Source organism: Bradyrhizobium sp. CCBAU 53338 (genome assembly GCF_015291665.1).
Lineage (GTDB): Bacteria > Pseudomonadota > Alphaproteobacteria > Rhizobiales > Xanthobacteraceae > Bradyrhizobium.
Map to the genome: position 1 here is coordinate 2,071,030 of NZ_CP030048.1, position 24,499 is coordinate 2,095,528.

At 65.3% G+C, this 24,499-nt stretch carries 22 protein-coding genes; all 22 read right to left on the reverse strand.

All coding sequences use genetic code 11. The annotated features are described in order from the left end of the window. Position 1: 1 nt before the first annotated feature. The 22 genes from XH90_RS09695 to XH90_RS09800 all read right to left on the reverse strand — a co-directional run bounded on the left by XH90_RS09695 (position 2) and on the right by XH90_RS09800 (position 24,317). On the reverse strand, positions 2-832 hold the full coding sequence (locus XH90_RS09695) for a carbohydrate ABC transporter permease (RefSeq protein WP_194480802.1): 831 nt from the start codon (positions 830-832) through the stop codon (positions 2-4). Beyond that, on the reverse strand, positions 829-1,803 hold the full coding sequence (locus XH90_RS09700) for a carbohydrate ABC transporter permease (RefSeq protein ID WP_194480804.1): 975 nt from the start codon (positions 1,801-1,803) through the stop codon (positions 829-831). The genes XH90_RS09695 and XH90_RS09700 overlap by 4 nt, the downstream gene beginning before the upstream one ends. A 5-nt stretch (positions 1,804-1,808) precedes the next feature. Then, positions 1,809-3,167 (reverse strand): extracellular solute-binding protein, encoded by a 1,359-nt coding sequence (locus XH90_RS09705; protein WP_194480812.1) that lies wholly within the window; start codon positions 3,165-3,167, stop codon positions 1,809-1,811. A gap of 109 nt (positions 3,168-3,276) precedes the next feature. Further along, on the reverse strand, positions 3,277-4,197 hold the full coding sequence (locus tag XH90_RS09710) for a LysR family transcriptional regulator (RefSeq protein ID WP_194480814.1): 921 nt from the start codon (positions 4,195-4,197) through the stop codon (positions 3,277-3,279). Positions 4,198-4,632: 435 nt separating this feature from the next. Continuing rightward, positions 4,633-5,259: an FMN-dependent NADH-azoreductase gene (locus tag XH90_RS09715; RefSeq protein ID WP_194480816.1), complete on the reverse strand. Its 627-nt coding sequence runs from the start codon at positions 5,257-5,259 to the stop codon at positions 4,633-4,635. A 3-nt stretch (positions 5,260-5,262) separates the two neighbouring features. Beyond that, positions 5,263-6,840 carry an isochorismatase family protein gene (locus tag XH90_RS09720; protein ID WP_194480818.1) on the reverse strand — a complete coding sequence of 526 codons (1,578 nt, stop codon included), beginning with the start codon at positions 6,838-6,840 and terminating at the stop codon, positions 5,263-5,265. Positions 6,841-6,860: 20 nt separating this feature from the next. Continuing rightward, positions 6,861-7,709: an MBL fold metallo-hydrolase gene (locus tag XH90_RS09725; RefSeq protein ID WP_057758792.1), complete on the reverse strand. Its 849-nt coding sequence runs from the start codon at positions 7,707-7,709 to the stop codon at positions 6,861-6,863. Positions 7,710-7,740: 31 nt separating this feature from the next. Beyond that, positions 7,741-8,625, reverse strand: a complete 885-nt coding sequence (locus XH90_RS09730) for an amidohydrolase (RefSeq protein ID WP_194480820.1) — start codon at positions 8,623-8,625, stop codon at positions 7,741-7,743. Further along, positions 8,622-9,743 (reverse strand): VWA domain-containing protein, encoded by a 1,122-nt coding sequence (locus XH90_RS09735; RefSeq protein WP_194480821.1) that lies wholly within the window; start codon positions 9,741-9,743, stop codon positions 8,622-8,624. The genes XH90_RS09730 and XH90_RS09735 overlap by 4 nt, the downstream gene beginning before the upstream one ends. Further along, positions 9,740-10,621, reverse strand: a complete 882-nt coding sequence (locus tag XH90_RS09740) for a MoxR family ATPase (protein WP_194480823.1) — start codon at positions 10,619-10,621, stop codon at positions 9,740-9,742. The genes XH90_RS09735 and XH90_RS09740 overlap by 4 nt, the downstream gene beginning before the upstream one ends. A gap of 12 nt (positions 10,622-10,633) precedes the next feature. Beyond that, the gene (locus tag XH90_RS09745; protein ID WP_194480825.1) at positions 10,634-11,656 is read right to left on the reverse strand and encodes a xanthine dehydrogenase family protein molybdopterin-binding subunit; all 1,023 of its coding nucleotides are present in this window, start codon (positions 11,654-11,656) and stop codon (positions 10,634-10,636) included. Beyond that, entirely contained in the window at positions 11,657-13,249 is a 1,593-nt protein-coding gene (locus tag XH90_RS09750) for a xanthine dehydrogenase family protein molybdopterin-binding subunit (protein ID WP_194480827.1), read from the reverse strand. A gap of 11 nt (positions 13,250-13,260) precedes the next feature. After that, a complete protein-coding gene (locus tag XH90_RS09755; protein WP_194480829.1) occupies positions 13,261-13,737 on the reverse strand; it encodes a (2Fe-2S)-binding protein in 477 nt (158 codons plus the stop codon). 5 nt (positions 13,738-13,742) lie between these two features. Next, entirely contained in the window at positions 13,743-14,561 is an 819-nt protein-coding gene (locus XH90_RS09760; RefSeq protein ID WP_194480831.1) for a xanthine dehydrogenase family protein subunit M, read from the reverse strand. Beyond that, positions 14,562-15,005, reverse strand: coding sequence for an SRPBCC family protein (locus XH90_RS09765; RefSeq protein WP_194480832.1), 444 nt, complete (start codon positions 15,003-15,005; stop codon positions 14,562-14,564). Positions 15,006-15,010: 5 nt separating this feature from the next. Beyond that, positions 15,011-15,448 (reverse strand): SRPBCC family protein, encoded by a 438-nt coding sequence (locus XH90_RS09770; RefSeq protein WP_194480834.1) that lies wholly within the window; start codon positions 15,446-15,448, stop codon positions 15,011-15,013. Positions 15,449-15,458: 10 nt separating this feature from the next. Continuing rightward, positions 15,459-18,365 carry a flotillin family protein gene (locus tag XH90_RS09775; RefSeq protein WP_194480836.1) on the reverse strand — a complete coding sequence of 969 codons (2,907 nt, stop codon included), beginning with the start codon at positions 18,363-18,365 and terminating at the stop codon, positions 15,459-15,461. Positions 18,366-18,392: 27 nt separating this feature from the next. Next, positions 18,393-19,226, reverse strand: coding sequence for a phosphoenolpyruvate hydrolase family protein (locus tag XH90_RS09780; RefSeq protein ID WP_194480837.1), 834 nt, complete (start codon positions 19,224-19,226; stop codon positions 18,393-18,395). Positions 19,227-19,229: 3 nt separating this feature from the next. Continuing rightward, positions 19,230-21,449, reverse strand: coding sequence for an ABC transporter permease (locus XH90_RS09785; protein ID WP_194480839.1), 2,220 nt, complete (start codon positions 21,447-21,449; stop codon positions 19,230-19,232). Beyond that, positions 21,442-22,224, reverse strand: coding sequence for an ABC transporter ATP-binding protein (locus tag XH90_RS09790; RefSeq protein ID WP_194480841.1), 783 nt, complete (start codon positions 22,222-22,224; stop codon positions 21,442-21,444). The genes XH90_RS09785 and XH90_RS09790 overlap by 8 nt, the downstream gene beginning before the upstream one ends. Next, on the reverse strand, positions 22,217-23,305 hold the full coding sequence (locus XH90_RS09795; protein ID WP_194480843.1) for a branched-chain amino acid ABC transporter permease: 1,089 nt from the start codon (positions 23,303-23,305) through the stop codon (positions 22,217-22,219). Before XH90_RS09795 ends, XH90_RS09790 begins: the two co-directional genes overlap by 8 nt. Before the next feature lies 1 nt (position 23,306). Next, positions 23,307-24,317 (reverse strand): branched-chain amino acid ABC transporter permease, encoded by a 1,011-nt coding sequence (locus tag XH90_RS09800; protein ID WP_194480844.1) that lies wholly within the window; start codon positions 24,315-24,317, stop codon positions 23,307-23,309. Between the last annotated feature and the right edge of the window lie 182 nt (positions 24,318-24,499).

A 24,499-nucleotide genomic window follows, 5' to 3' on the forward strand; every position in this document is an offset into this window, starting at 1 on the left:
CTTATTTCACGGCGCCTTGCGTGAGCCCCGCCACGATGTAGCGCTGGCCGATGATGAGCAGCACGAGTGCGGGCAGGATCGACAGCGCGGCGGCGGCCGCCATCTGCGTGTAGAGAATCTCGTAGTCCTGGGCGAATTTGGCGATCGCGACCGGCACGGTTGCGGTCTGCTTCATGGTCAGCGTCAGCGCGACGCCGAAATCGTTCCAGCTGAACACGAAGGTCAGAATGCCGGTCGCAGCGAGGCCTGGCGCGATGATCGGCAGGACGATCCGCCAGAGCAGGACCGGCGTCGTGGCGCCGTCCAGCCGGGCGGCTTCCTCGAGTTCGACCGGCACGTCGCGCACGAATACGCCCATCAGCCACAGCGCCATCGGCAAGTTGAGCACGGTATGCGCGAGCACCACGGCGCTCAGCGTGTTGTCGAGGCCGACCGTGCGCATGATGGTGAACCAGGCGCTCGCCAGCGCCAGCGGCGGGAACATGTGAAACACCAGCGCCCAGCCGAGGAAGATGTGCACGAACCAGCGCGGCCAGGACATCCGGTTGAGCGACCAAGCGGCGAGCGTGGCGGCGACGAGGCAGATCAGCGTGCTGAGCGTGCCGACGACGAGCGAGTTCCGGTAGTTGACGAGGAAGTCCGAGGTCTTGGAAAACAGCACCTCGTTGAAGTTCTTCAGGACCGGCGTGAACCAGAACGCGCCTGACAGCAGCGAGATCTGGGTGCGGAATCCGGCAGCGACGACCCAGACCACGGGGATGAGCACAAGCAGGGCCGCGGCGATCAGCAGCGCATGAACGATCAAAGAGCCTGCTCTCGGAGGCGTCGTCATTTCGCAGCCCCCATCCGTCCGCGCGCCGCAAAAGCGGCCGACAACAGAATGCAGGTCATGAAGATGATCGCGACCGACATCGCCGAACCATATCCGGTCTGGTCCTCTCGGAAGAAGCGCTGGTAGAGCGTGAAGCTCATGACCTGGGTCGACGTGCCCGGCCCGCCGCCTGTCAGCAAATAGACCTCGTCGAAGACCTTCAACGCAAGCACGAGGCGGAAGGCGAAGGTCACCATGATGGTCGGCAGCATCATCGGCAGCGTGACATATGTCAGCTCCTGCCAGCCGCTGGCTCCGTCGATCTTGGCGGCTTCGTAGACATCCTGGGGCAGCGATTGCAGGCCTGCCAGAAACAGCAGGAAGCAGAACGGTGTCCAGTGCCAGATGTCGACGAAGATCACCGAAGCCAGGGCCGTGTTGGGCGAGCCGAGCCAGTTGAGGGGATCGATACCGACCAGCGCGATGGCCTGGTTGACCAGGCCGAAATCGAAATTGAGCAGAAGTTTCCAGATCGCGCCGACGACGATGCCGGGAACCAGGATCGGCAGGATGAAGATGGTGCGATAGAGCAAGCGACCACGTGTAACGCCGGTGCAGAGCAGCGCGAGCACAAAGCCGCATAGCATCTGCCCGCCGACGGCAAACACCGCGAACAGAATGGTGCTGAGAATGCCGGCGCGGAACAGCGTGTCGCCGGCAAGCGCGCGGTAGTTGTTCAGGCCCGCGGCGGCGAAGCTCGAATGGCCGCCGCTCCAGCTCACGGTGAAGAAGCTCGTCGCGAACAGATTGACCAGCGGCAGCACGCTGAGTGCCAGCAACAGCAGCAATGCCGGCGACAATGTCAGCCAGCGCCACAGCCGCTCGTCGAGGCCGCGCTGGAAATCAGCCGCCGTCGGCTGCCCCGCCGAAGCGGATGGTTCTGCCATCACCGCGCCGATTTGCGCGGTGGCGCTCGCGGTAGGCTTCATCATTGGCCTCAGGGCAATGCGGGCAGCTTGCCGGTATTGTAGCTGTGCTTCGACATCACGCCAAAGATCTGCTCGGCCATGCTGTTGAGAGCCTGCACCGACGTGGCATTGCCGGCGACGGCCTGATTGAGGCCGAGTTCGAGGATCGAGATCACCTCGCTCGCTTGCGGGAACTGGTAAATGTTGACCGCGTGCGGCAGGGCCTCGCCGAGCGGCTTCATCCAGCGGTAGCGGCGCTCCTGCGCGATCGGGTCGCGAGAGCTCGCCGCACTGACGGGAATGCCGCCGACCTTGGTATAGGCGAGCTGGGCCTCCTTGGTCTGGAACCAGCGCAGGAATTCGAGCGCGCTGCGCTTGCGATCATCGGGCACGTTGCGTGCGATGCCGCCCAGCCAATGGCCGAGGCCGGGACCGGTCGAGAAGCCCTCCGCGTGCGGAGTGACCGCGAACTCCACCTTGTCGACCACGGCGGATTTGTCGGGATCGTCCATCTGCGACCATGCCGAGACCACCACACTGATGTGCGCGGCCTTGCCGGTCAGCATGTTCTGGATCACCTCGGCCTGGTCGAGGGAGGCGGTCTGCGGATGGCCGGCTTCTTTGGCGAGCCGCAAGTAATAGTCGAGCGCGGTGCGACCGGCCTCGTTGTTGAGCGTGACGGTATAGTCGCCGGCCGCCTGGTTCTTGAAGATGCCGCCGCCGAAGCCGTAGAGATAGGGATAGAAGTCGTAGCTGACGGAGGCCGGGCCGCGGGCGCCGCGCTGGACAATGCCATAGCGGCTCGGCGGCTTGTGCAGCTTCCTGGCATTGGCCTCGAGCTCGGCAAACGTCTCCGGCGCCTTCAGTCCCGCTTCCTTGTAGAGATCGCCGCGATAATAAAGCAGCGGGATCAGCGGCGAGATCGGCACCGACATCAGCTTGCCGGAGGCCGACATCGTCTTCTTGTCGGCATCGAAATAGACGGTGTTGTCGAGCGTGTATACATCAGGATCGAGCTTGAAGGACGGATCGATCGCGGCGATCGGCTCGACGAAACCGCCGAAATACATTTCGGCGACCCATCCGGAATTCATGATCAGCAAGTCGTACTGGCCGTTCGCGGCACGCACGGAGTTGCGCTGCTTCTCCAGCGATCCCGCAAAGGGATTGACGTCGAGCTCGACGTGGTTGCCGGTTTCCTTCTCGTAGAGCTCGACCGTCTTGCGGAAGCTGTTGAACCAAGGCGACTGGTTGATCACGATGGTCATCGGCGCGACCTTGGCCGCCGCCGCGTATCGCCACGGCGCAGCGAACCCCAGCGCAGCCGCGCCACCTGCACCCACGACCTGACGGCGCGTCAGGCCACGCTTCCCGCTCTGTCCTGGCATCTCAATCCTCCCCGCGTTTCGGCCGATTCCGGCTCTCTATCGGGGCCAAGCAAAACAGGATTCAGGTATTCTTACAAAGAGATAATTGTGCCACTAACATAGATAAAAGCTATGGCTTCCCTTTGCGGCTCGCTATCTCCGCAGCGCAGACTGCCTTGAGCGCCTCGATGATCCCCGCGGCCGCCGGCGAGACGAAGCCGTCCTTGCGCGTGATGATGCCGGCATCCCGCGTCAGTGCAAGTTCGGGAACATTGAGCATCACGAGGCCATCGCCTTCAGGTGTTTGCAGCGTTTTCGACACGGTGGTTGCGAGCGCGTCGGACTGTCGAAGTACGTTGAGCTGAAGCGCCACCGATCCGCTTTCGAGTACACTCGAGGGCGGCGGGAGATCATTGGCGACAAATAGCGAGTCGAGCCGTCGATGAGCCCGAGTCGCATGTGGTGGCTTGATCCAGGGATACTGCAAAAGATCGCTCATTCTGACTCGCCGGCGTCGGGTCAGCGGATGACCGCGGCGGCAACAGACACCGAGCCGATCGGATGTCAGTGTCAGAGTCTCGAACTCCCGCTGGTCCTCGATCGATGGGATTTCTGCGACCACGAAGTCGAGCTCACCTTGCCTCAGCGCGCGAAGCAGCGACTCGTCGAAGCCGGCCTCAACACGGACCCGAATTGACGGATATGCCGAGACCGTGCGCGCAAGCGCTGCCGGAAGATACCGACGCAACCATGTCGGGCCGGCACCGATCACCACGGTCCCGACCGCACCGGAACGCTGAGCGGCAATCTCGTGACCAGCATCCTTGATCTGGACATGTACGGCCTCAGCGTGGCGTAGCAACGTAGTCCCGAACGATGTCAGTGCAACGCCGCGTGGTAAGCGCTCGAACAGCTTCACGCCAAGCTGCTCTTCCAGCAGCTTGATGCTTTTGGTCAGTGTCGGCTGCGCGATGCTCAGATCGGCCGCAGCAAGAGAGATGCTCTTACGCTCTGCCACACGCAGGAAGTATTCGAGCTGCCGTAGGTCCATTCACTCCTCGTACTCCGAACGAGGCCTTGCCTTCAACAATTACCTCACCTGAGAAAGAAGTTCTTCCGCGAAGCGAGGCACTCTAGCACGAATGAGTTGATTCAGGATATTCAAGCGGGAAACCCATCAGAGCATTGCAGCCTCAATTCCAGAGCCAAGCGGCGGGCCTGAGGTCGCCAAGGCGGACCATCAGCCGTTCTCGGCGTCTGCTCGATGCTCAGGATATGACATTGAGCTGCTGCCGGTTTGATGGACGTTAGGTTAAGCTAATCCCACCTTGCGCTCGTTTAAAGGGCCGATTGCCATGCCGGGATCAACGCTTACTCCGCGTTCAGCGCGTCTGGCCTGATACGCGGCCAGTATGTTGGACCTAGCGGGAATTGGCCGTAGCTATTCGCTCTACTCGCGATGGCGTACAGCGCGACGGACCAATCATCAGAATCGTCTGGCGATCTCCTCTAGTCGGCGATACGCCACCTCGCGAGCGGCGCGCAGCGACTCGGCCGGCCCCGTGGTTGGTCCGATCGGTACGAAGCGCACGTCGGTGACGCCGATGAAGCGGAGTGCCTCGCGCAGATAGGGCGTCGCCATGTCAATGCGACCGCGGTTCATGCCGGTGGCAAAGTCGCTGCCGGAGGCGAGGATCACGATGGTCGGGCGGTCCTTGAGCAGCGGAATGTAGCCCTGCGCCGGGTCGAAGCGGAACGTCAGGCCGGGCTGGATGATGATGTCGAACCATTGCTTCAGCTTGTAGGGGATGGCGAAATTCCACATGGGCGTCGAGATCAGCACGCGGTCGGCCAGCGAGAAGCGCGTCGCAATTCGTTCGGCCTCAGCGAAATTGTTGCGTTGGGCGTCGTTGAAGGTCTCCGCCCTCATGCGCGCATATTTGGCCTCGACGATGGGACCGGCGAATTCCGGCATCCGTTCCTGCCAAAGATCGACGACGTCGATGTCCCAATCGGGGCGGGCCTTGCGAAAGCCGTTAAGAAAGATGCGCGCACCGGCGCTCGACTCGGAATCGACGCGCGGCGAGCAGGAGAGGTGCAAGAGCTTTGCCACCGCTCATCCCAGCGCTCTGATGACGGCATCCGCGCGCGTGACCACGGCGACGTTCTGCATGGCAAAGTTGATCGAGGCCGAGTGCCAGTCCGCATTCATGGTCGAGCAGCAATCCTCCGGCACGATCATGAAATAGCCCTTGTCGGCGCCGGTGCGGGCGGTGTGTTCGATCGACATGTTGGTCCAGGCACCGGTGTTGATGATCATGTCGCGGCCAGTGGCTTTTAGGATCGTCTCCAGCTTGGTGCCTTCCCAAGCACTCATCCGCATCTTCTCGACCACGTAGTCGCCGGGCCGCGGCTCGAGGCCTGACACCGGCGCAGCGCCCCAGCTGCCGCGCACCATCGCCTTGCTGTCGACCAGCCCTTCGAACAGCGGCGCGTTCAGCGTCACACCAGGCGCACCGGGCTCGACCACGAACCAGACGTGGATGATGGCAACGCCGCGCGACCGCGCGGTCTCCGCCAGGCGCCGGACGTTCTCGACCACATGCTGCTGCTTGGCGTGGCCTGGCGCACCGGAGTCAGCGAAGGCGCCGCCATCCATGATGACGTCGTTCTGGAGATCCTGGATGATCATGGCGCAGCGCTTCGGATCGAGGCGCAACTCGCCATCAGCTAGGATCGGTGGAGTGGCGGCAGAGGCTGTGCTCGTGGCTCCCCCGCTGCTGCGCCTGCCGCTCATATAGGGCTCGTGTCGCGGTCCGGTCCTGGTTGTGATGGCATAGACTGAATGCGTGGAGGTCAAATAGAGCGTGCGGAAATCAGCTCCACCCCAGGCAAGGTTGGCGACCAACTCCGGCACGCGAACTTTTCCGAGCTGCTCGCCGCGCGGCGAATAGACCCAGACGCCGCCGGGCGCTGTGACCCAGACATTGCCGTGCTGATCGCATTTCATGCCGTCGGGGACGCCCGCCTCGAGCTCGGAGCGGATGCCGCTCGCGAATACGCGTGCGTTTGCCAGCATCCCGTCGGCGTTGACGTCGAACACGCGGATCAGCGCCTGCGCGGTGTCATTGACATAGAGCAGTCTTTCGTCGGGCGAGAAGCACAGCCCGTTCGGCTGTTCGAACAAGGTTCTGTCGACCACCAGCTTCGGTTCGCCGCCGGGCACGACGCGATAGACGCCTTGGAAGCCGAGCTGGCGCGGCCGCTCGACGCCATAGACCGGCATCCGGCCATACCAAGGGTCGGAGAAATAGATCGCACCTGAGGAGTGCACGCAGACGTCGTTTGGACTGTTGAGCTCCTGTCCGCCAAAGTGCGAGGCGAGCACCTCGCGCCGCCCATCCGGCCGTTCGCGGATCAGCGACGACGTCGCGTGCTCGCAGACGATCAAATTGAGCTCGGCATCGTAGGTCATGCCGTTGCATTTGTTCGACGGACGCTTGACCTCGGCAACGCCGCGCCGCGCATCCCAGCGGCGGCGTACATCGCCCGGCATGTCCGAGAACAGAAGGTAGTGATCGACGGGATGCCAGATCGGTCCTTCCGTGAACTCAAAGCCTGTGCCGACCTGGGCAACGGGTGCGTAGGGGTCGATCAGGGTCTCGAATTCAGAACGTAAGGTGACGTGTGTCATCGGACGATCCTCACATCATGCTAGGCCGGGAACCAGTTGCGAGCGGGCAGGGACTGCACGATCGGTCCGGGGACCTGGTCGTGCAGCCGGCCCACGACATTGCCGCCTTCGATCTTGGCGGGGCGGTCGTGCACCGGCAACAGATAGCGCGAGTTGCTGAGCAGCTTCTTGATCGCAGCCTTCTCGGCACGCTTGCTGGTGCCGTGGTTACCCGTGGTGCGCGGCTCCCAGTCATGGATCTCGTGGAAGGGCGTGACGATCTGGTCGTTGAAATCGTAAATCACGTCGCCGCAGATGGTGGCGATGCCGTCCGCGGTCTCGACGATGATGTTCATCGAGCCCTCGGTGTGGGCATTGGCGGCGTCACAATAGACACCCGGCATCAGCTCGATCGGGCCGGTGATCTCCAGGTCGAGGAAGCGCAGCGCGCTCTTGGTGTGCAGACGGTCGATCAAATGTTTGATGTCGGGCGCCGGATATTGCGGGTGCATCAGGCCGGAGACGGAATATTCCAGCTCCTTGCGGTTGAGAACGACAGTCGTATTCATCGGGAACAGATCGTCCTTGCCCGCATGATCGATGTGCAGATGGGTGTGGCAGACGAAGCGCACGTCGCCCATGCGCACGCCGTGGCGGGCGAGCTGGTTCTCGATCATGTGTTCGTGGTACTGCAGCCCCCGCATGCCCAGCGTCTCCATGATCTGATTGGAGCGATAGCCGGTGTCGACCACGACAGGATATTTGCCGCCGAGAATCAGAAAGCCCAGCGTGAGGACGCGGCGGGTGCGGCCGCAGTCGCGACCGAGCACCAGGAAGCTCGATTCCAGCTCGATATCGCCGTAGTCCAGGATCTTGATCTCCAGCGCCATTCGTTTCCCTCCCTGTGTTCTTTCTTGTCTTTCAAAGCCGATAGACGCGAGTTGCGGTACCTCGGAAGATCGCATCCCGTTGCTCGACGCTCAGCGGCGCGGCCGCTGAGCGGAATGCGTCAACAAGCTCGCGATAGCTGGTCCACAATTTCTCGATCGGGAAATTCGAGCCGAACAGGCAGCGCTCGGCGCCGAAGATGGCGACGGTGTCCATGACCACCGCAGCGATATGCGCGGGATCGTTGCGGTGGATGAAGGTGCCGAGCCCCGAGAGCTTCGAGACCACGTTCGGGCAGGTCGCGAGCCGGGCCATGCCGGCGCGCCAGGCCGCACTGCCCGCTGACGAAAGGTCTTCGAGCATGCCAGCATGCTGGAGGATAAAGGTCACCTTGGGGCAGGATTCGGCGAGATGCGCGGCATCGGGCATCTGCGGCGTGAAAACCTGCAGATCGAAGCTCCAGCCGTAGTCGGCGAGCCGCGCGACGTTGCGGCGGACCATGGGATCGATGCAGAGATCGGGCCTGGCCGCGAAACGATAGAGCGGGTTTTCATGCCAATGCAGCTGCATGCGCACGCCGCGGACCAGCGGATAGCGCTTCAAGCGCTCAAGCTGCGGACGCACATCGTCGACAGCGAAATTGGCATAGGCGACGATCGCGTGCGGCCAGCCATGCTCGTCGGCGGTCCGCTGTACCCAGGCCGCTTCGTTCTCGAAACGGTCATTGGCCCAGTTGGTCTGGACGTAGACTGAGCGGGTGACGCCGGTGCCCTTGAGGTCGTCGAAATACTCCTCGATCGGATAATCGCGCCTGATAGCCTCGTAGGGTCCGAAGATGCGAGGTTGCATCGCGCCGACCAGCCAAGGCAGGTCGGCCTGCCGCCAGATATGATGATGCCCGTCGACAATCTCGGTCACGCAACTCTCCTTCGTCCCAAGGCCAGGACAAGGGCGACGATCGACGCGCTCGATCCGCCATCGACGAGGTCGTCAACGAAGCGCTCGATCGCAACGAGCGCCTCCGTCTGCGGACGGAATCTTGGCCCGCTTGCAAGCGGCGTCAGCCAGCTCACGCGCCAGGCCCGCCGCGATAGCTTTGCCACAGCATCACGCAGGGCATCGGGCTCGCCGCGCTCCAGCCCGTCCGAGACGATGACCACGGCTGCCCCGCGCGCATAGCCGCCGAAGCGAGGCACCGCGAGGAAGGCTTGGAGCGCATCGCCGATACGGGTGCCCCCGTCCCAGTCGCTGACGAGATGCGCGGCCGCGCTCAGTGCCTGCTCGCGGCGCTTCACCCGCAGCGCGCGGGTGACGCGGGTCAGCCGGGTGCCGAAGGTGAAGACCTCGACATTGGGCGCGGCCTGCACCAGCGCATGCGCCAGCTTCATGTTCTCCTCGGTGCGGCTTTTCATCGAGCCGGAGACGTCGATCAGCAGCAGGAACTTTCGCGGGCGCTGGCGCCGCTTCATATGCCCGAGTCGCAAAATCTCCCCGTCGCTGCGGACGGAGTCGCGCAAAGTGCGGCGGAGATCGGCAAATGGTCCGCGCCGGGCGCGCATGCGGCGGTGACCGCGCCGTCGCGGCAGGCGCCGCGGCGCTTCGCGAGACAGCCGGCGCAAGGCCTCGCTCGTGGAAAGCTGCGCGAAGCGGCGCTCGACCAGCGCCTCGGTACGGGTCGCGGTCAGGCCGGACTCGTTGGCGTCGTCGGAGGGCAGCGGCTCCTCGTCGCCGCGACCTTCTTCCTGGAGGCGGACGGCCTCGTCATCCTCGCCGTCATCGGTGTGCTCGACTGCCTCACTGCCGCGGAAGTGAAGATCGAATAGCCGGTCAAAGGTCACGCGGCGCTCGGGTGGCGGGGCGAGGGTGGCCAGAGCGGCCTGCCTGATGTCCCCGAGGTCGCGCGGGCCGAGCAGTTCGATCGCTGTGAGAAACGCGGTGGTCTGCTCCGGCGCGACGGCAAAGGCGTTGGCGCGCAGCAGTGCGACGAAGGAGACAAAGATGCGGGCGCCGCGCGGAAGCTGAAGCTCGGTGCTCATGCGGTGGCCTCCGCGAGCATCGCGTCGAGCCGGGACGAGATGAAATGCAGATCCTCCTCGTCCTTGAGCGCCACGCCGATCGAGCGCTTGAACGCGTCCGGCCATCGCGCGCCGCCCTTGTTCAGGAGCGTCGCGGCCTCGGCCCAGTCGACAGCTTCCGCGATGCCGGGCGCCTTGCTCAGCGGTTCGCGCCGGAGTTTGCCGACCGCCGCGACGACGGCCCGCGCAGTGGCTTCGGCGACACTGGAGGCTCGTAGCATCACGATGCGCGCCTCGCGCTCCTCGGTCGGATAGTCGATCCAGTGATAGACGCAGCGGCGGCGAAGGGCTTCGTGCAGGTCGCGCGTCCGGTTCGACGTCAGCACGACGACGGGGCGCTCGGCGGCACGTACCGTGCCGCGTTCGGGAATCGAAATCTGGAAGTCGGATAAAAATTCGAGCAGGAAGGCCTCGAACTCCTGATCGGCGCGGTCGATTTCGTCGATCAGCAGCACGGTAGAATCAGGCGCGCGCAACGCCGCCAGCATCGGCCGCTCGATCAGGAACGTCTCGCCATAGATGTCGATGCTCTCGTCGCCGGCCTGGCGGATCGCGAGCATCTGGCGCGGATAGTTCCATTCGTAGAGCGCCGCAGAGGCGTCGATGCCCTCGTAGCATTGCAGGCGGATCAGCCGGCGGCCGAGCACGGCGGCGATGGCTTTTGCCGCTTCCGTCTTGCCGACACCCGGCGCGCCTTCCAGCAGCAGCGGCTTGCCGAGCGCAAGGCTGAGATAGGCGGCGGTCGCAAGGCCTTCGTCGGCGAGGTAATAGGCCGCGCGCAGCGCCCTCTCCAGCGCCTCCGGGCTGTCGATGCCGACGATGTTGCTGCGGACCGCCATGAACCAAAACCTCTAGCGCCGCGCCTGCGGCCGCGCGCCGCCCTGGGCCTTGATCGCGCGCAGCACCTTTTCAGGCGTAATCGGGAGATCGTCGATGCGTACGCCGACCGCGTTGAAGATCGCGTTGGCTACGGCCGGCAGCACCGGGTTGGCGCACATCTCGCCGGGGCCCTTGGCGCCGAACGGACCATCAGGGGCAGGGCGTTCCAGCACGGCGATATCGTGCGGGCAGATGTCACCGGGGCCGGGCATCAGATATTCGACGAAGTCGCGCGGGCCATGCACGGGTTCGGGATAATACGGCTCCGGCGTCTCATACAGCGCGTGGCTCACGCCCATCCAGGCGCCCCCAACGAGTTGCTGCTCGACCAGGCGCGGATTGAGCGCGCGTCCGAGCTCGTAGGCCGAATCCATTCGCACCATCGCGACCTCGCCGGTCTCGTCGTCGACATCGACCTCGGCGACGAGGCAGGCATGGGCATAGCAGGTCGCCGGCGACATCTCGCCGGTCTCCGGGTTCACCTCGGAGAGGGGCACCAGGAAGATGCCGCGGCCGGAGATGGTCTTGCCCTGCTTGAACTGCGCGGCAATCGCGACGTCCTTGGTCGAGATCGAGCGGTGCGGCGCGCCCCTGACGTGAATGTTGCCACGCCCGTCGGTCTCGAGATCGGCGGCGTTGACTTCCAGCTCCTCGGCGGCCGCTTCCATCATCACGCCGCGCGCCTCGCGGGCCGCGGCCATCACAGCATTGCCGACGCGATGGGTGCCTCGTGATGCGAACGAACCCATGCAATGCGGGCCGGTGTCGGAATCGGCCGTGTCGACATAGACGTCCTCGACCGGCACGCCCAGCGTCTCCGCGCAGATCTGCCGCGTCACCGACTTCATGCCCTGTCCCAGGTCGATCGACGACAGCGCCACCGTGAACTTGCCGCTCGGGTTGGAATGCACCAGCGCCTGGCTGGGATCGCCGCCGAGATTCATGCCGATGGGATAATTGATCGACGCGATGCCGCGTCCGCGATGCCGGGTCATCTAGCGCCTCCTGGTGCCGAAGACGGAGGAGAAACGGGTCGCGCCATGCGATGGCGCGGCGGGCCGCGGCGAGGGCGGCGGCGGGGCAGGTGGTGGTGGTTCGCGCGGCGGTTCGCGGGTGACGGTCGGCGGCAGGCGGTCATAGCTAGTGCGCTGTTGAGCCGGAGAAGCGGAGCGCGCGCGTCCGTCCGTTGGCGTGGACGGGATGGTCGCGCGGCTGCCGCCGCCGTCCTTGCGCGAGGACGCTCGCTTGAATTCCTCGCGCAGCGGCCATTTTGCCTTCTCGGCCGCGACCTGCACGCATTCGATCAGTGCCGTGTTCTTGGCCTCGCGCCGGTGCGCCTTCATGTCTCCGTCGCGATAGGCGTTGAGGATCCGGAATTCCATCGGATCCATGTTGATGAGGTTCGCCAGCTTGTCCATCTGGCACTCGATGGCAAAATCCATCGCGGTGACGCCGAAGCCGCGCATGGCGGTCGCCGGCGTACGGTTGGTGAAAACGCAATAGACGTCGCCATAGACGTTCGGGATGGTGTAGGGGCCCGGCAGATGAGCGGCGCATTTCACCGCGGCGTAGCTGGACAGCCGCGTATAGGCGCCGCTGTCGAAATAGGCGCGGATCTTGCGCGCGACGATGCGGCCATCGCGCATGACGCCGTCCTTGATGTAGATGCGCTCGGCGCCGCGCGGCGGGCCGTACTGCATCTCCTCTTCGCGCCCGAACACGTAACGTACAGGCTTTCCGGTCAGCATCGCGCCGAGGATGGCGAGCGGCTCGGTCAGCGTGTCGACCTTGCCGCCAAAGCCGCCCCCTACGGTGCCGCCGATGAAGTGGAAGGTGTTGGACGGGACGTCCAAAATCTTGGCGCAGGTGTCGACCGAGAAGAACAGCGCCTGGGTCGAGGTGTAGACGACATAACGGCCATTGGTGTCGGGGGCCGCGATCGCGCCGTTGGTCTCGGTCGGCGCGTGCTCGATCGGCGACATCTGGTAGCGCTGCTCCAGCACGTGATCGGCGGTCGCCAGCGCCGCATCGGCATCGCCAAAGCGCAGCCGCTGGTGATCATAAGTCTCGTGATAGGTGAAGGTGTTCTTCGGATAGGTCTCGTTGACCACGGGCGCGCCGGGCTTGAGCGCATCCTCGACGTCGAACACGGCCGGCAGCGGTTCGTAGTCGATTCTGACTTTCGCGATCGCCTCGAACGCCTCGCGCTCGCCGTCGGCGACGATGGCGACAATGGGCTCGCCCTTGTAGCGGACCTTGTCGACCGCCAGCGACGGCTCGTCGTCCTTGCCGAAATTGATCAGGCTCAAAAGCGTGTTGAGATTGACCGGTACGTCGGCGCCGCGGATGATCCTGCGCACGCCGGACGAACGCTCGGCCTCGGCCGTGTCGATGCGGCGGATGCGTGCATGTGCCTGCGTCGAGCGCACGACCTTCAGATGCAGCATGCCCTGCAGTTTGTGGTCATTAAAGTAGCTCGACGTACCCGTGACATGGCCAAGCATGTCCTGGCGCTGGGTGCCCTTGCCGATTTCCTTCAAGTTATCGTCGCGCTCGTCGGCGAAAATGTCCTTGCGCAATTCCAGCATGGCGACGTCCTTCAGGCGCTGACCCGGCCGCCGGCGGCGGCGAGGATGGCATTGATGATCGGCTCATAGCCGGTGCAGCGGCAGATATTGCCGGAGATGGCCTCGATGACCTCGTCGCGGCTGGGCGAGGGATTGCGGTCGAGCAGGGCTTTTGCGGCCATCAGCATGCCCGGCGTGCAATAGCCGCACTGGGCGGCAAAATTGTCGGCGAAGGCGCGCTGGAGCGGATGCAGGTTCGGACCCTGCTTCATGCCGTCGAGCGTCTCAACGGAGCGGCCCGCGACTGTTTCCGCCAGCGTCAGGCAGGAGAGGTGGAGTTCGCCGTCGACGAGCACGCTGCAGGTGCCACAGCCGCCCTGACCGCAGCCGAATTTCGGCGTCATGTCGCCGATCAGCTCGCGCAGCGCGACCAAGAGATTGGTGCCGCCGTCGACGAAGATCGCGACGTCGCGGCCATTGTGACGAAATTGCACGGGTATCTTGGACATGCGGTCTATTCCTGTCCGGACAGCAGGCGGCGCAGATGAACGCCGACGATCTCGCGGCGGTACCAGGCGCTGCCGAGCGCGTTGTCGGAGGGTGACGTTCCTTCAGTTGCGGCAGACTCAGCGGCCGCGATGGTCGCCGCATCCAGCGAACGTCCTTCCAGCGCCCGCTCGGCGGCGCGGGCGCGGATCTGCGTCGGCGCCATCGAGCCCAGCGCGATCCGCGCGCCGGCGATGCGGCCGCCCGAGATCGGCAGATGCGCGGCGAGCGTGATGACCGAGCCGCCCTTCGGCTTGATGCGGGCGATCTTGCGGTAGCGGAACGCCTCGGTGCTTGCAGGGCGTGTGCAGGAGATCGACAAGACCAGCGATCCAGCCTGCCGGTCGCGCGCCTGCAAGAATTCCTCGATCGGGATGTCGCGCGAGCCGAAGCCGCCTGCGACGGCCACGGTCGCATCCAGCGCGAGCAGCGCAACGGTGAAATCGCCGTAGGGATTCGGCGCAAAGAGATTGCCGCCGACCGTCCCCATATTGCGCACGGCAGGACCGCCGATCGAACGGGCAGGGGCATGCAGGAAGCCAAGGTCACGCTCGGCCAAGACTCGCGCGAAGGTGACGCCGGCCCCGATCGTCACGCGTGGGCCTGATGCGTCGATGCGTGCCAGCGCCTGGTCCTGGGCGCGCACCACGGTCGAGATCTTGACGTCGCCTTCATTCAGGGCCCGCATCACTAGCGTGCCTCCGCCGAGATAACGCGCGGTGCGATCGGACAACAGCGCCCCGGCCGCCTCGCTGGCACTGGCAAAAGTCTTCACTGTTACGGCCATCTAGGCGGCCTCCTTGAGATGCCGGCGGATTGCTTCGAACCCGGCCTGATAAATGTCTTCCGCGACCATGTGGCTGATGCGATCGCGGTCTTCCGGTCTGGTCGTGAAGCGCGACTCCCAATGCCAGAAAGTGCGATCGCCATCGGTGACCGGCAGCAGGCGGACATGGGCGACATAGTTGAACATCGGGATCGGAGTATCGAGCAGGCAGTAGCTGAAACTCTGCTCGAGGTCGGACAGTGCCAGCAATTGCTCACGCAGCTCGGCCCCATCCTTCAGCTTGAACCGCCTGATGCAACCGATCTTGTCCGAGGAATGGGCGCGCTCGATCGAGGAGGTCGCCACCGCCGGATGCCAGCGGTCGTGCCCGTTGAAATCGCGCAGCATCGCCCAAGCCGCATCGGTTGGCGCGTCCAGGATCGTGCTTTTGACGATATGCGGCACGGATCTCAGCCTCCGAACACGCGCTTGAGCGCATCAAAGCCGCCCTGGAACACGCCGCCGCCGATATTGCCGACAAGCTCGGTCTCGCGCTCCGGCGCGCAGTCGAACTCGGCGGTCCATTCCACAAAGGTCTGGTCGCCGTCGGTGACCGGCGTCAGGCGCAAGGTCGCGACGTAGTTTTCGACACCCATCGGGGATTCAAGGATCGAATAGGTGCAGAACATGTCGTAGTCGGAGAGGCCCAAAAGCTTCTCGCGGATGCGGTCGCCATTGCGCAGGCGAAAGTCTCTGATGCAGCCGATCTTGTCGGCGGGCTCGCCGCCCTCGATGCGGCTTTCGGCAATCGCCGGGTGCCAGTTCGGCAGGCCGTTGAAGTCGCGTACACGCGCCCAGACGCGGTCGTTGCGCGCATTGACGACGGTGGAGACGTAGACGCGGGGCATGGGTCGGACCTCAGCTCTTCTTCCGCGGAGCGCGGTCGGCCGGCGGTTCGCCGCCGCCCTCGGCCGCAGGCGGGGAGGCCGCAGGTTTGTCGCCGCCCGCACCGCCCTTGCGCGCGGACTCCTTGATGCCCTGCATGTCGCGGGCCTCGCGGATCAGACCCGGCATCTTGGAGAGGCTGCCGCCCTCGACGCCGATGTCGGACAGGAGGGAGTCGATCAACGGCGCCTGCACGCGGTAGCGCAGCGCGGAGTCGATCACCTCGTCGGTGGCGCTGCGGCCGCCGTTGCCGCCATGGCCGTTGCCGTTGAGGCCGTCGACCTGGAGGATGCGGATGCCCTCGATCTTCTCCATCGGCCTGACGCTCTCGCGCACGATGCCTTCGATCCGGTCGAGCAGCTTGCGGCGGAACAGCGAGTAGCGCGCCTGGTCGGTGAGCACGTTCTCGGCCTCGTTGAGCATCCGCTGCGCCTCCGCCTCGACGGCGGCGCGGACGCGTTCCGCTTCGGCGGCGATCCGCGTTTCCTCGGCCTGCTTTTCGGCGAGCAGCACTTCGACCGTCTTGCGGCGTTTTGCGATCTCGCTTTCGCGGGCGGTGACGACGCGCTCGGCGGCTTCCGTCGCGCGTATACGGGCCTCTTCGGCGGCCGCGCGTGCGGCGGACTCTTCGAGCGACTTCTGATGGATGGCGATCGCCTTCTCCATCAGGACCGTTTCAACCTCCTTCTCGCGGTTCACTTCAAGCTTGCGCAGCTCGCGCTCGCGGCCGATGCGGGCCTCATCGAGGCCGCGGTCGGAGGCGATGCGGGCACGCTCGACTTCCTCGCGCGAGACAATCTCGGCCTCCTGGAGCGACTGCACGCGGGCGACCTCGAGCTGCTCGATCGCGCGGCGGCGTTCGAGCCGGGCGGCTTCCAGCGCCTGCTCGCGCGAGACGTCAGTGGTCTCGACCTCCTTGCGAGCAACGATCTCGGCCTGCCGGACCTGCCGATCGGCGTCGATCCGTTCGGACTTCTTGGCGGAGAGGGCGATCACGCGGTCCTCGTCCGCAATCTCGATCGCCTTCTTCTGCTCGATATTGAGCACCTCGCGCTTCTTGGATGAGGTGATCCGCTCGGCCTCCAGTGCGAGATCGACCGTGATGCGCTGGCGCTCGGTGGCATCGCGCCGCTTCAGCTCGGCAGCCTCCAGCACGCCGGTCCGCTCGATCTCCAGGGAACGGGTGTCGCGCTCGGCCTGGATGCGTTCGGCCGCAACCGCCTTTTCCTGGGCGATACGGGCTGCCTCGATCGCTTCGCGGGAGGCGATATCGGCTTCCTCGACGGCGCGGTTGCGCGCGATTTCCAGCGAGCGGACGCGCTCTTCCTGGGCAATACGCGATACCTCGGTGGTCTCGCGTGCCGCGATGCCGGCGACTTCGAGGCTCTGGTTGCGCTCGATCTCCAGCTGCCGGGTGTTCTGCTCGGCGGCGATGCGTTCGGCGGCGAGCGTCCGCTCGCGGGCGATCCGGGCGGCCTCGACCGCACGCTGCGCCTCGATCTCGGCCTCCTGGATGGTGCGGACCTGCTGGATCTCCAGCGCGCGGGTGCGCTCGTCGGAGGAGATGCGTTCGACATTGACGATCAGCGTCTGGGCGATACGGGCCTTTTCCGTGGCTTCTCGGGCGGCGATTTCGGCCTCGTCGACGGCGCGGGTGCGCTCGATCTCGCGCCGCCGCGTCTCCTCCTCATTGGCGATGCGGGCGTCGGTGACGACGCGGTCTTGCTGGATCCGGGCCTTCTCGATCGCTTCGCGGGCGGCGATCTCGGCTTCCTCGACGGTGCGCATCCGCTCGATCTCGCGCTGGCGGACCTCGCGTTCGCTGGCGATTCGCGTCGTGTCGATCGAGCGCTGGTTGGCGATACGGGTCTTCTCGATCTCCTCGCGCGCCAGCAGTTCCTTCTCCTCGATGGTGCGGGTGCGCTCGATCTCCTTCTGGCGGGTTTCGCGCTCGGAGGCGATGCGGGCTTCCGCGATCGCCTGATCGTTGGCGATCCGGGATCGCTCGATGGCCTCGCGCGCCGAGATCTGCGCCTGCTCGGCCTCGGTCTCGCGCAGCGCGCGCTCGCGGGCCACTTCGGTGCGCTGGAGCGCGCGACGCATCTCGATGTCGCGTTCCTGCTCCAGCCGCGCGGTCTCGCTCTCGCGCTCGATTTCGAGCGCCTGTCTCTCGGCCTCGAGATTGCGTGTGCGGATCTTGATCATCGAGTCCTGCTCGATGTCGTTGCGCAGCTTGCGCCTCGCTTCGATGTCCTCCATCAGCCGGGTCAAGCCTTCGGCGTCGAACCGGTTCGAGGGGTTGAAGAACTCGAGGTCGGTCTGGTCGAGGTCGGTGATGGCGACGGACTCGAGTTCGAGGCCGTTCTGCGCGAGGGCTTCGGCGGCGTTGGTCTTGACCCGCGCGACATAGTCGCCGCGGCGCTCGTGCATCTCCTCCATGGTCATTTCGGAGGCGACCGAGCGGATCGCCGAGATGAACTTGCCAGCGAGCAGCGCGTGGAGCTGTTCCGGCTCCATGGTGCGGCGGCCCAGCGTCGCAGCGGCGATCGATACGGCCTCGCGGGTCGGCTGCACGCGGACATAGAAGTCGGCTTCGATGTCGACGCGCATCCGGTCGCGGGTGATCACCGCGTCCTGCCGCGAACGCACGATACCCATCGGCAACACGTTCATGTTGACAGGCGTGTAATCGTGAATGAACGGCAGCACGAACGCGCCGCCGTTGATCACCACGCGTTCGCCGAGGAAACCGGTCCGCACGAACGACACCTCCTTGGAGGAGCGGTGGTAGAGCCAGTTGACGATGTAGACGCCAACCACGATCACGATGATGGCGACGATCAGCCAGAGGATGAGCTCGCCGACCAGGATCCCTGACATGTTTCTCTCCCTCAATCCTAAAAGGCGTTACGGCGCGCCGATCGCCTTGAACTTGCGGACCTGCTCTGTCAAAGCCCGCTCCACCGGCAGCCGCTCCATCGAGGAGGCGCCGTAGAAGCCGTGGCAGTAACGCGTGTTCTTCATGATGAAATCGGCATCCTGGGGATCCGCGATCGGGCCGCCGTGGGCGAGCACCAGGATGTCAGGGTTGACGCTGAGCGCGGCCGCGGCCCAGGTGTCGATGCGCGCGGGACAGTCCTTCAGCTTGGGCGCGGTCTGTGCGCCGATCGTGCCGCCGGTGGTGAGGCCGAGATGGCAGACGATGATGTCGGCACCGGCGATCGCCATTGCCGCCGCTTCCTTCTCGCTGAAGACATAAGGCGTCGTCAGCAAATCCTTCTCGCGCGCCTTCGCGATCATGTCGATCTCGAGCGCGTAAGACATGCCGGTCTCTTCGAGATTGGCCCGGAAGATGCCGTCGATCAGGCCGACGGTCGGAAAGTTCTGCACGCCGGCAAAGCCGAGGGCCTTGAGCTGGTCGAGGAAAACATCCATGTCGCGGAACGGATCGGTGCCGTTCACGCCGGCGAGCACGGGCGTCCTGCTCACCACGGGCAGCACTTCTCCGGCCATTTCCACCACGATGGCGTTGGCATCGCCATAGGGCATCAGCCCGGCAAGCGAGCCGCGGCCGGCCATGCGATAGCGGCCGGAATTGTAAATCACGATGAGGTCGACGCCGCCCGCCTCTTCGCATTTGGCGGACAGGCCGGTGCCGGCGCCGCCGCCGACGATCGGCTCGCCGCGCTTCGCCATCTCGCGAAACCGTTTCAGGAGTGCCGCGCGTTCAAACCGGGCCATCGGTCACCTCGCTACTCTCCGGCGTGCCCCGGCGCGTCCGAACAGGGTTCGGAAGGCGCTCACGATGATCGAGGCGAACTCGGGATCGTTGATGTTCTGCTTGACGCGAATGAGCTGCCGGTTGCCGGTCAAACGCACTGTGCGTTCCAGCGTCCGGAACAGCGCGGCGTCGGCCTCGGGGTCCCAGAACGGCTGGCCGCGGGCATCGAGCGCGGAAACGCCACCCTCGGGGAGGAAGAAGCGCACGGGCCCGTCCATCTGGTTCAACCGTTCGCCGATCCAGCGGCCCATGCGCTCGTTCTCTTCCGCGGTCGTGCGCATCAGCGTGACCTGCGGATTATGGACGTGGAATTTACGGCCGCGATAGCGCTCGGGGACGGTGTCCGGCGCGCCGAAATTGACCATGTCGAGAGCGCCGACCGAGCCGACAAAGGGCAGGCGGGTGCGGATCACGGCGCTGAAGCGATCCTCCGTCGCCGGAAACACGCCGCCCATCAGGAGGTCGCATATCTCGGTGGTGGTGAGATCGATCACGCCGGCAAGCTGGCCGGACTCGACGAGCTTCTCCATGGAGCGGCCGCCGACGCCGGTGGCGTGAAACACCAGGCATTCGAAATCGTCGCGTAAGTCGGCTGCGATCTTCTGCACGGCCGGCGTGGTGACGCCGAACATGGTGATGCCGATCGACGGCAGCCCCGCGCTTGCCGCGCGCTCCCTGTCCTCGCGCTGGTCGAGCCGCGCCTTGACCATGCCGATGATGGCGTTGGCGCCATTCGACAGCACGGCGCGCGAGATCGAGTTGAGGCCCTGCACGTCGGTGACCGAATACATCATGGTGATGTCGGCGGGACCGACATAGGGCGCGACGTCGCCCGAGGCGACTGAAGAGATGATCAATTTGGGCACCCCGACGGGGAGGGTGCGCATAGCGGGGGCGACCAGCGATGCCGCGCCAGAGCCGCCGGCAGAAATCACGCCGGCGACGTTGCCCTGGCGTTTGATCCAGTTGGCAAACGCCTCCGCCATCGCCGTCACGGCGGCGCCGCGGTCCGGGCCGAACACGGCGGAACCGCCGCGGCCATGGTTCAGCGCGATCTCCTGCGCGGAAACGTCGCAAGTTGCATGCTTGCCGCTGGTGGAGACGTCGACCAGCCGCGTGCGCAGCCCGGCCTCGCCGATGATGTCGCGGATGAAGCGCAGCTCCGTGCCCTTGGTGTCGAGCGTGCCGACGACCAGCACCGCCGGCGGGCCCGAGGCCTGCGCCGTCGTCGTCGGCTCGCGCTTGCGCCGAGCGGTCTCGTCGAGGCGCGAGACCTGCGTTGACAGCGTGCGCGCCGCCGCTTCGATGCGGCCGATCGAGACCGGCTGCGACCAGCGCGTCGGCGGGGTGGGGTTGGAGATGTAGACCCGGATCGGACCGCTGCTGCGTGGAGGCTGAGCAGCTGGCTTTGTTTCGCCGCCCGCCGCCGTCATATCGATATCGGGCTCTAGTTCGGCATGCAGTCCGACGCCAAGCAGGCGTTGCTGCAGCTCTCGGTCAGCGGACAGCCGCGCGGAATCGATGATGCGGTTGATGCGGCCGTTGACCATGATCGCGACATTGCGCGAGATCGCGGTAGCGACGCCGATGTTCTGCTCGATCACGAGTACTGACATGTCGCCGTCCTCACCGAGCTGCAGCAGCATCTCCTCGACCTGGGCGACGATGACGGGCGCAAGCCCCTCGGTCGGCTCGTCCATGATCAGCAATTGTGGATTGGTCAGCAGCGCGCGCGAGATCGCGAGCATCTGCTGCTCGCCGCCCGAGAGCTGGCCGCCGCCATGGTCCTTGCGCTCGGCGAGCCGCGGAAAGGTGTCGTAGATGCGCTCGACGGTCCAGGCGCCGGAGCGCATGCCGCCGGCGAGCCGCAGATGTTCGTCGACGCTCAGCGAGCGCCAGAGCCGGCGGCCTTGCGGCACGTAGCCGACGCCCAGCCGCGCGATCTGCGCCGGCGGCCGGCGCGTGATGTCCTCACCGCGCACCCGGATCGAGCCGCCGCTGACCGACACCAGACCCATGATCGCCTTGCACAGCGTGGTCTTGCCCATGCCGTTGCGCCCGACCACCGAGAACACGCCGGCGTCGAGGGTGAGGTCGACACCCTGCAGCGCGTGCGAATGGCCGTAATAGACGTCGAGGCCACGGACCTCGAGTGCGGCGGCGGAGCGGCGGGCCTCACTCATGGCCGCCTCCGAGATAAAGCTCCTGCACCTCGGGGTCGGACTGGATCTCCTCCGGCAGCCCCTCCTTGAAGATGCGGCCGTTGTGCATCATCGTCACGCTCTCGACGACGCGCAGCGCGACATCCATGTCATGCTCGATGATGATGTAGCCGATATGCGCCGGCAGCGAGGTCAGGATCTCGACCAGCTCGGCGCGTTCGGTCGGCGACAGGCCGGCGGCGGGCTCGTCGAACAGCACGAAGCGCGGCGCACCTGCGAGCGCCAGCGCGATCTCGAGCTGGCGCTGCTGGCCGTGCGCGAGCTCGGCGACGCGTTGGTCTTTCACGGCGGTCAGATGCACGGCCTGCACCAGGCCATCGGCTGCATGGATCAGCGCATCGTTCTGGGTGGGCCGCAGGAAGGAGAAGCGTCCGCGCGAGACGCCGCGACAGGCAAGATACACATTGTCCTGCACGGTGAGGCCGGGGAACAGCGCGGAGATCTGATAGGTCCGCCTGAGGCCACGGCGAATGCGCTCATAGGGCGGGAAGTGGGTGACGTCCTCGCCGAAGAAACGGATCGTGCCCGATGTCGGTGGGAAGTCGCCGGTGATGCAGTTAAACAGCGTGGTCTTGCCGGCGCCGTTGGAGCCGAGCACGGCGCGCCGTTCGCCGGGGCGCACGGTGATGGTGACGTCGGTCAGCGCCGCCAGCGCGCCGAACAGCCGGGTGACGCCGCGCAGCTCGAGCGCAGCACCGGCACCGACGGCGGAGAGGCGCTGGGCGACGCTATCCATGGCCGCGCCCTCCGCCCAGCCGATCCGACTGCGGGCGATGGCTCTGCCGCCAGCGCTGCCACAGGCCGATCATGCCATCCGACGACCAGAACACGATGGCGAGGAAGCCGAGGCCGATAAGCAGCCGGAAACGGTTGCCGTCGAGCCCGATCTTGACCAGGAAGTCGAGCGCGAAGGTGCGCAGGAGCACGAACACGAGCGCGCCGATATAGGGACCGATCGGCCGGGTGATGCCGCCAACGACAGCGATGATGAGGATATCGATGCAGGCGCCGACGCTGACCGAACCCGGCGAGATCTGGCGATAGTTCCAGACCTGGAGCACACCGGCGAGGCCGGCGATGAAGGATGCCACCGCGTAGGCGGCGACGCGGTGCGCATTGACGTTGAAGCCGAGCGCCGCCATGCGGCGCGGGTTGTCGCGCACGCCCTGCAGTGCTAGGCCGAACGGCGCGCGGGAGATGTAGTCGACGGCGAAATAGCACAGCGCGGCGACTGCGAGCACGACGTAGTAGAAGGGGATATCGGATCGCCAGTCGACGCCCCAGAAATGCGGCGTCGCGACGTTGTTGATGCCGGTGTGGCCGTTGAAGATCGCCCAGTTCTGGTTGGTGAAGTAGTAGAACGCCGCCCCGATCGCGAGCGTGATCATGATGGTGTAGATGCCTTCAGTCCGTACCGCGAGCGCGCCGCCGAGCGTGCCGAAGATGGTCGCAAGCGTCAGCGCCATCGGTACGGCGAGCCACCACGGCCAGCCCAGGCTGATATTGGCATTGCCGCTGACGCCGAACACCGCGACCATATAGGCACAGAAGCCCGCGATGGTGAGCTGCATCAGGCTGACCATGCCGCCATAACCGGCCAGGAACATCAGGCTGAGCGCGATGGTGCCGAGCATCAGCGTGGTCGCAAAAATCTCGATCAGGAAGAAGCCGTTGGCGATCAGCGGCATGATCAGAAGGATCACGGCGACGATCCAGGCTGCGGGATTGTTCAGGTCGGGCCAGCCGCGGGCGGCCTGCCGCTGCGCCGATGAAGCGGAGCTGCGGATCCGAATGCGAGTATCGTGGGTGACGGACATGTCAGCGCCTCGCCAGCAGGCCCTGCGGCCGAAGCGCCAGCACCAGCACCATGATCAGGAAGGTCACGACGATGGCGTAGGTCGGGATGTAGACCGAGCCGAGCTGCTCGGCGAGGCCGATGATGAGCGCGCCGAGGGCGGCACCGGGGATCGAGCCCATGCCGCCGACGATCACGACCACGAGGGACGCCAGCAGGAAGCGGATGTCCTCGCCGGGCGACAGTGACTGGAAGGTGCCGCCGACCACGCCCGCGATACCGGCAAGGCCGGCGCCGAGTGCGAACACCAGCACGAACACGATCTGGATGCGCACGCCGGTCGCGGCGAGAATGTCGCGGTCGTCGACGCCGGCGCGGATGATCATGCCGATCCGGGTGCGGTTGAGCGCGAGCCACATCGCGATGCCGATGATCACGGAAGCCAGGAAGATCACGAGTCGCACCAGCGGATAGCGCAAGTAAACCGGCTCGCCGGAGGATTTCACCGCGGTGATCAGCGGCAGCTCGATCGGGCCGATCAGCCAATTCGGGGTCTGGATCTGGTAGAAGTCGCCGCCGCAGGCCCACAGCATCAAATCGGCGAACACGATCGAGAGGCCGATGGTCACCATGGTTTGCCTGAGATCCTGGCCCTCCATCCGGCGGAACACGAGCATCTGAAGCAAGACGCCGACCAGCGCCGTCAGGATGAAGGCGACGATGAAGGAGAGGATCCACGACCCGGTCGAGGCGCTGATGGCGTAGCCGACATAGCCGCCGAACAGATAGAGCGAGCCGTGTGCAAGGTTGACGTTGCGCATCAGGCCGAAGATCAGCGTGAAGCCGCTGGCGACGAGGAAATAGAGGCCACCAAGCGTAATGCCGTTGAACAGCGCGTTGAGGAACACCCGCTTGCGGCCGATGGTGTCCTCAAGCCCGGACGGCCAGACCGCGAAAATCAGCCACAGCAACACGGCAACTGCGATGATGATGATCAGTGCCCAAGCGGGATGGCGCTCGATAAAGCGGGTCATGGCGTCACCTCGCTCCGCTTGCGATGGTCGCCATCACACTTCGGATACAGGTCAGACAGCCCTGTGCAGGCTGCGTACGTCGCCATGGACGTGCGTCCTCCCGGACTTGAGCGATCCTCTTGCCGGGATCGCGTTCCGCCCATCCTAGTGGGGCGGCGAGAGAGGCACTTGATCGTGAGTAT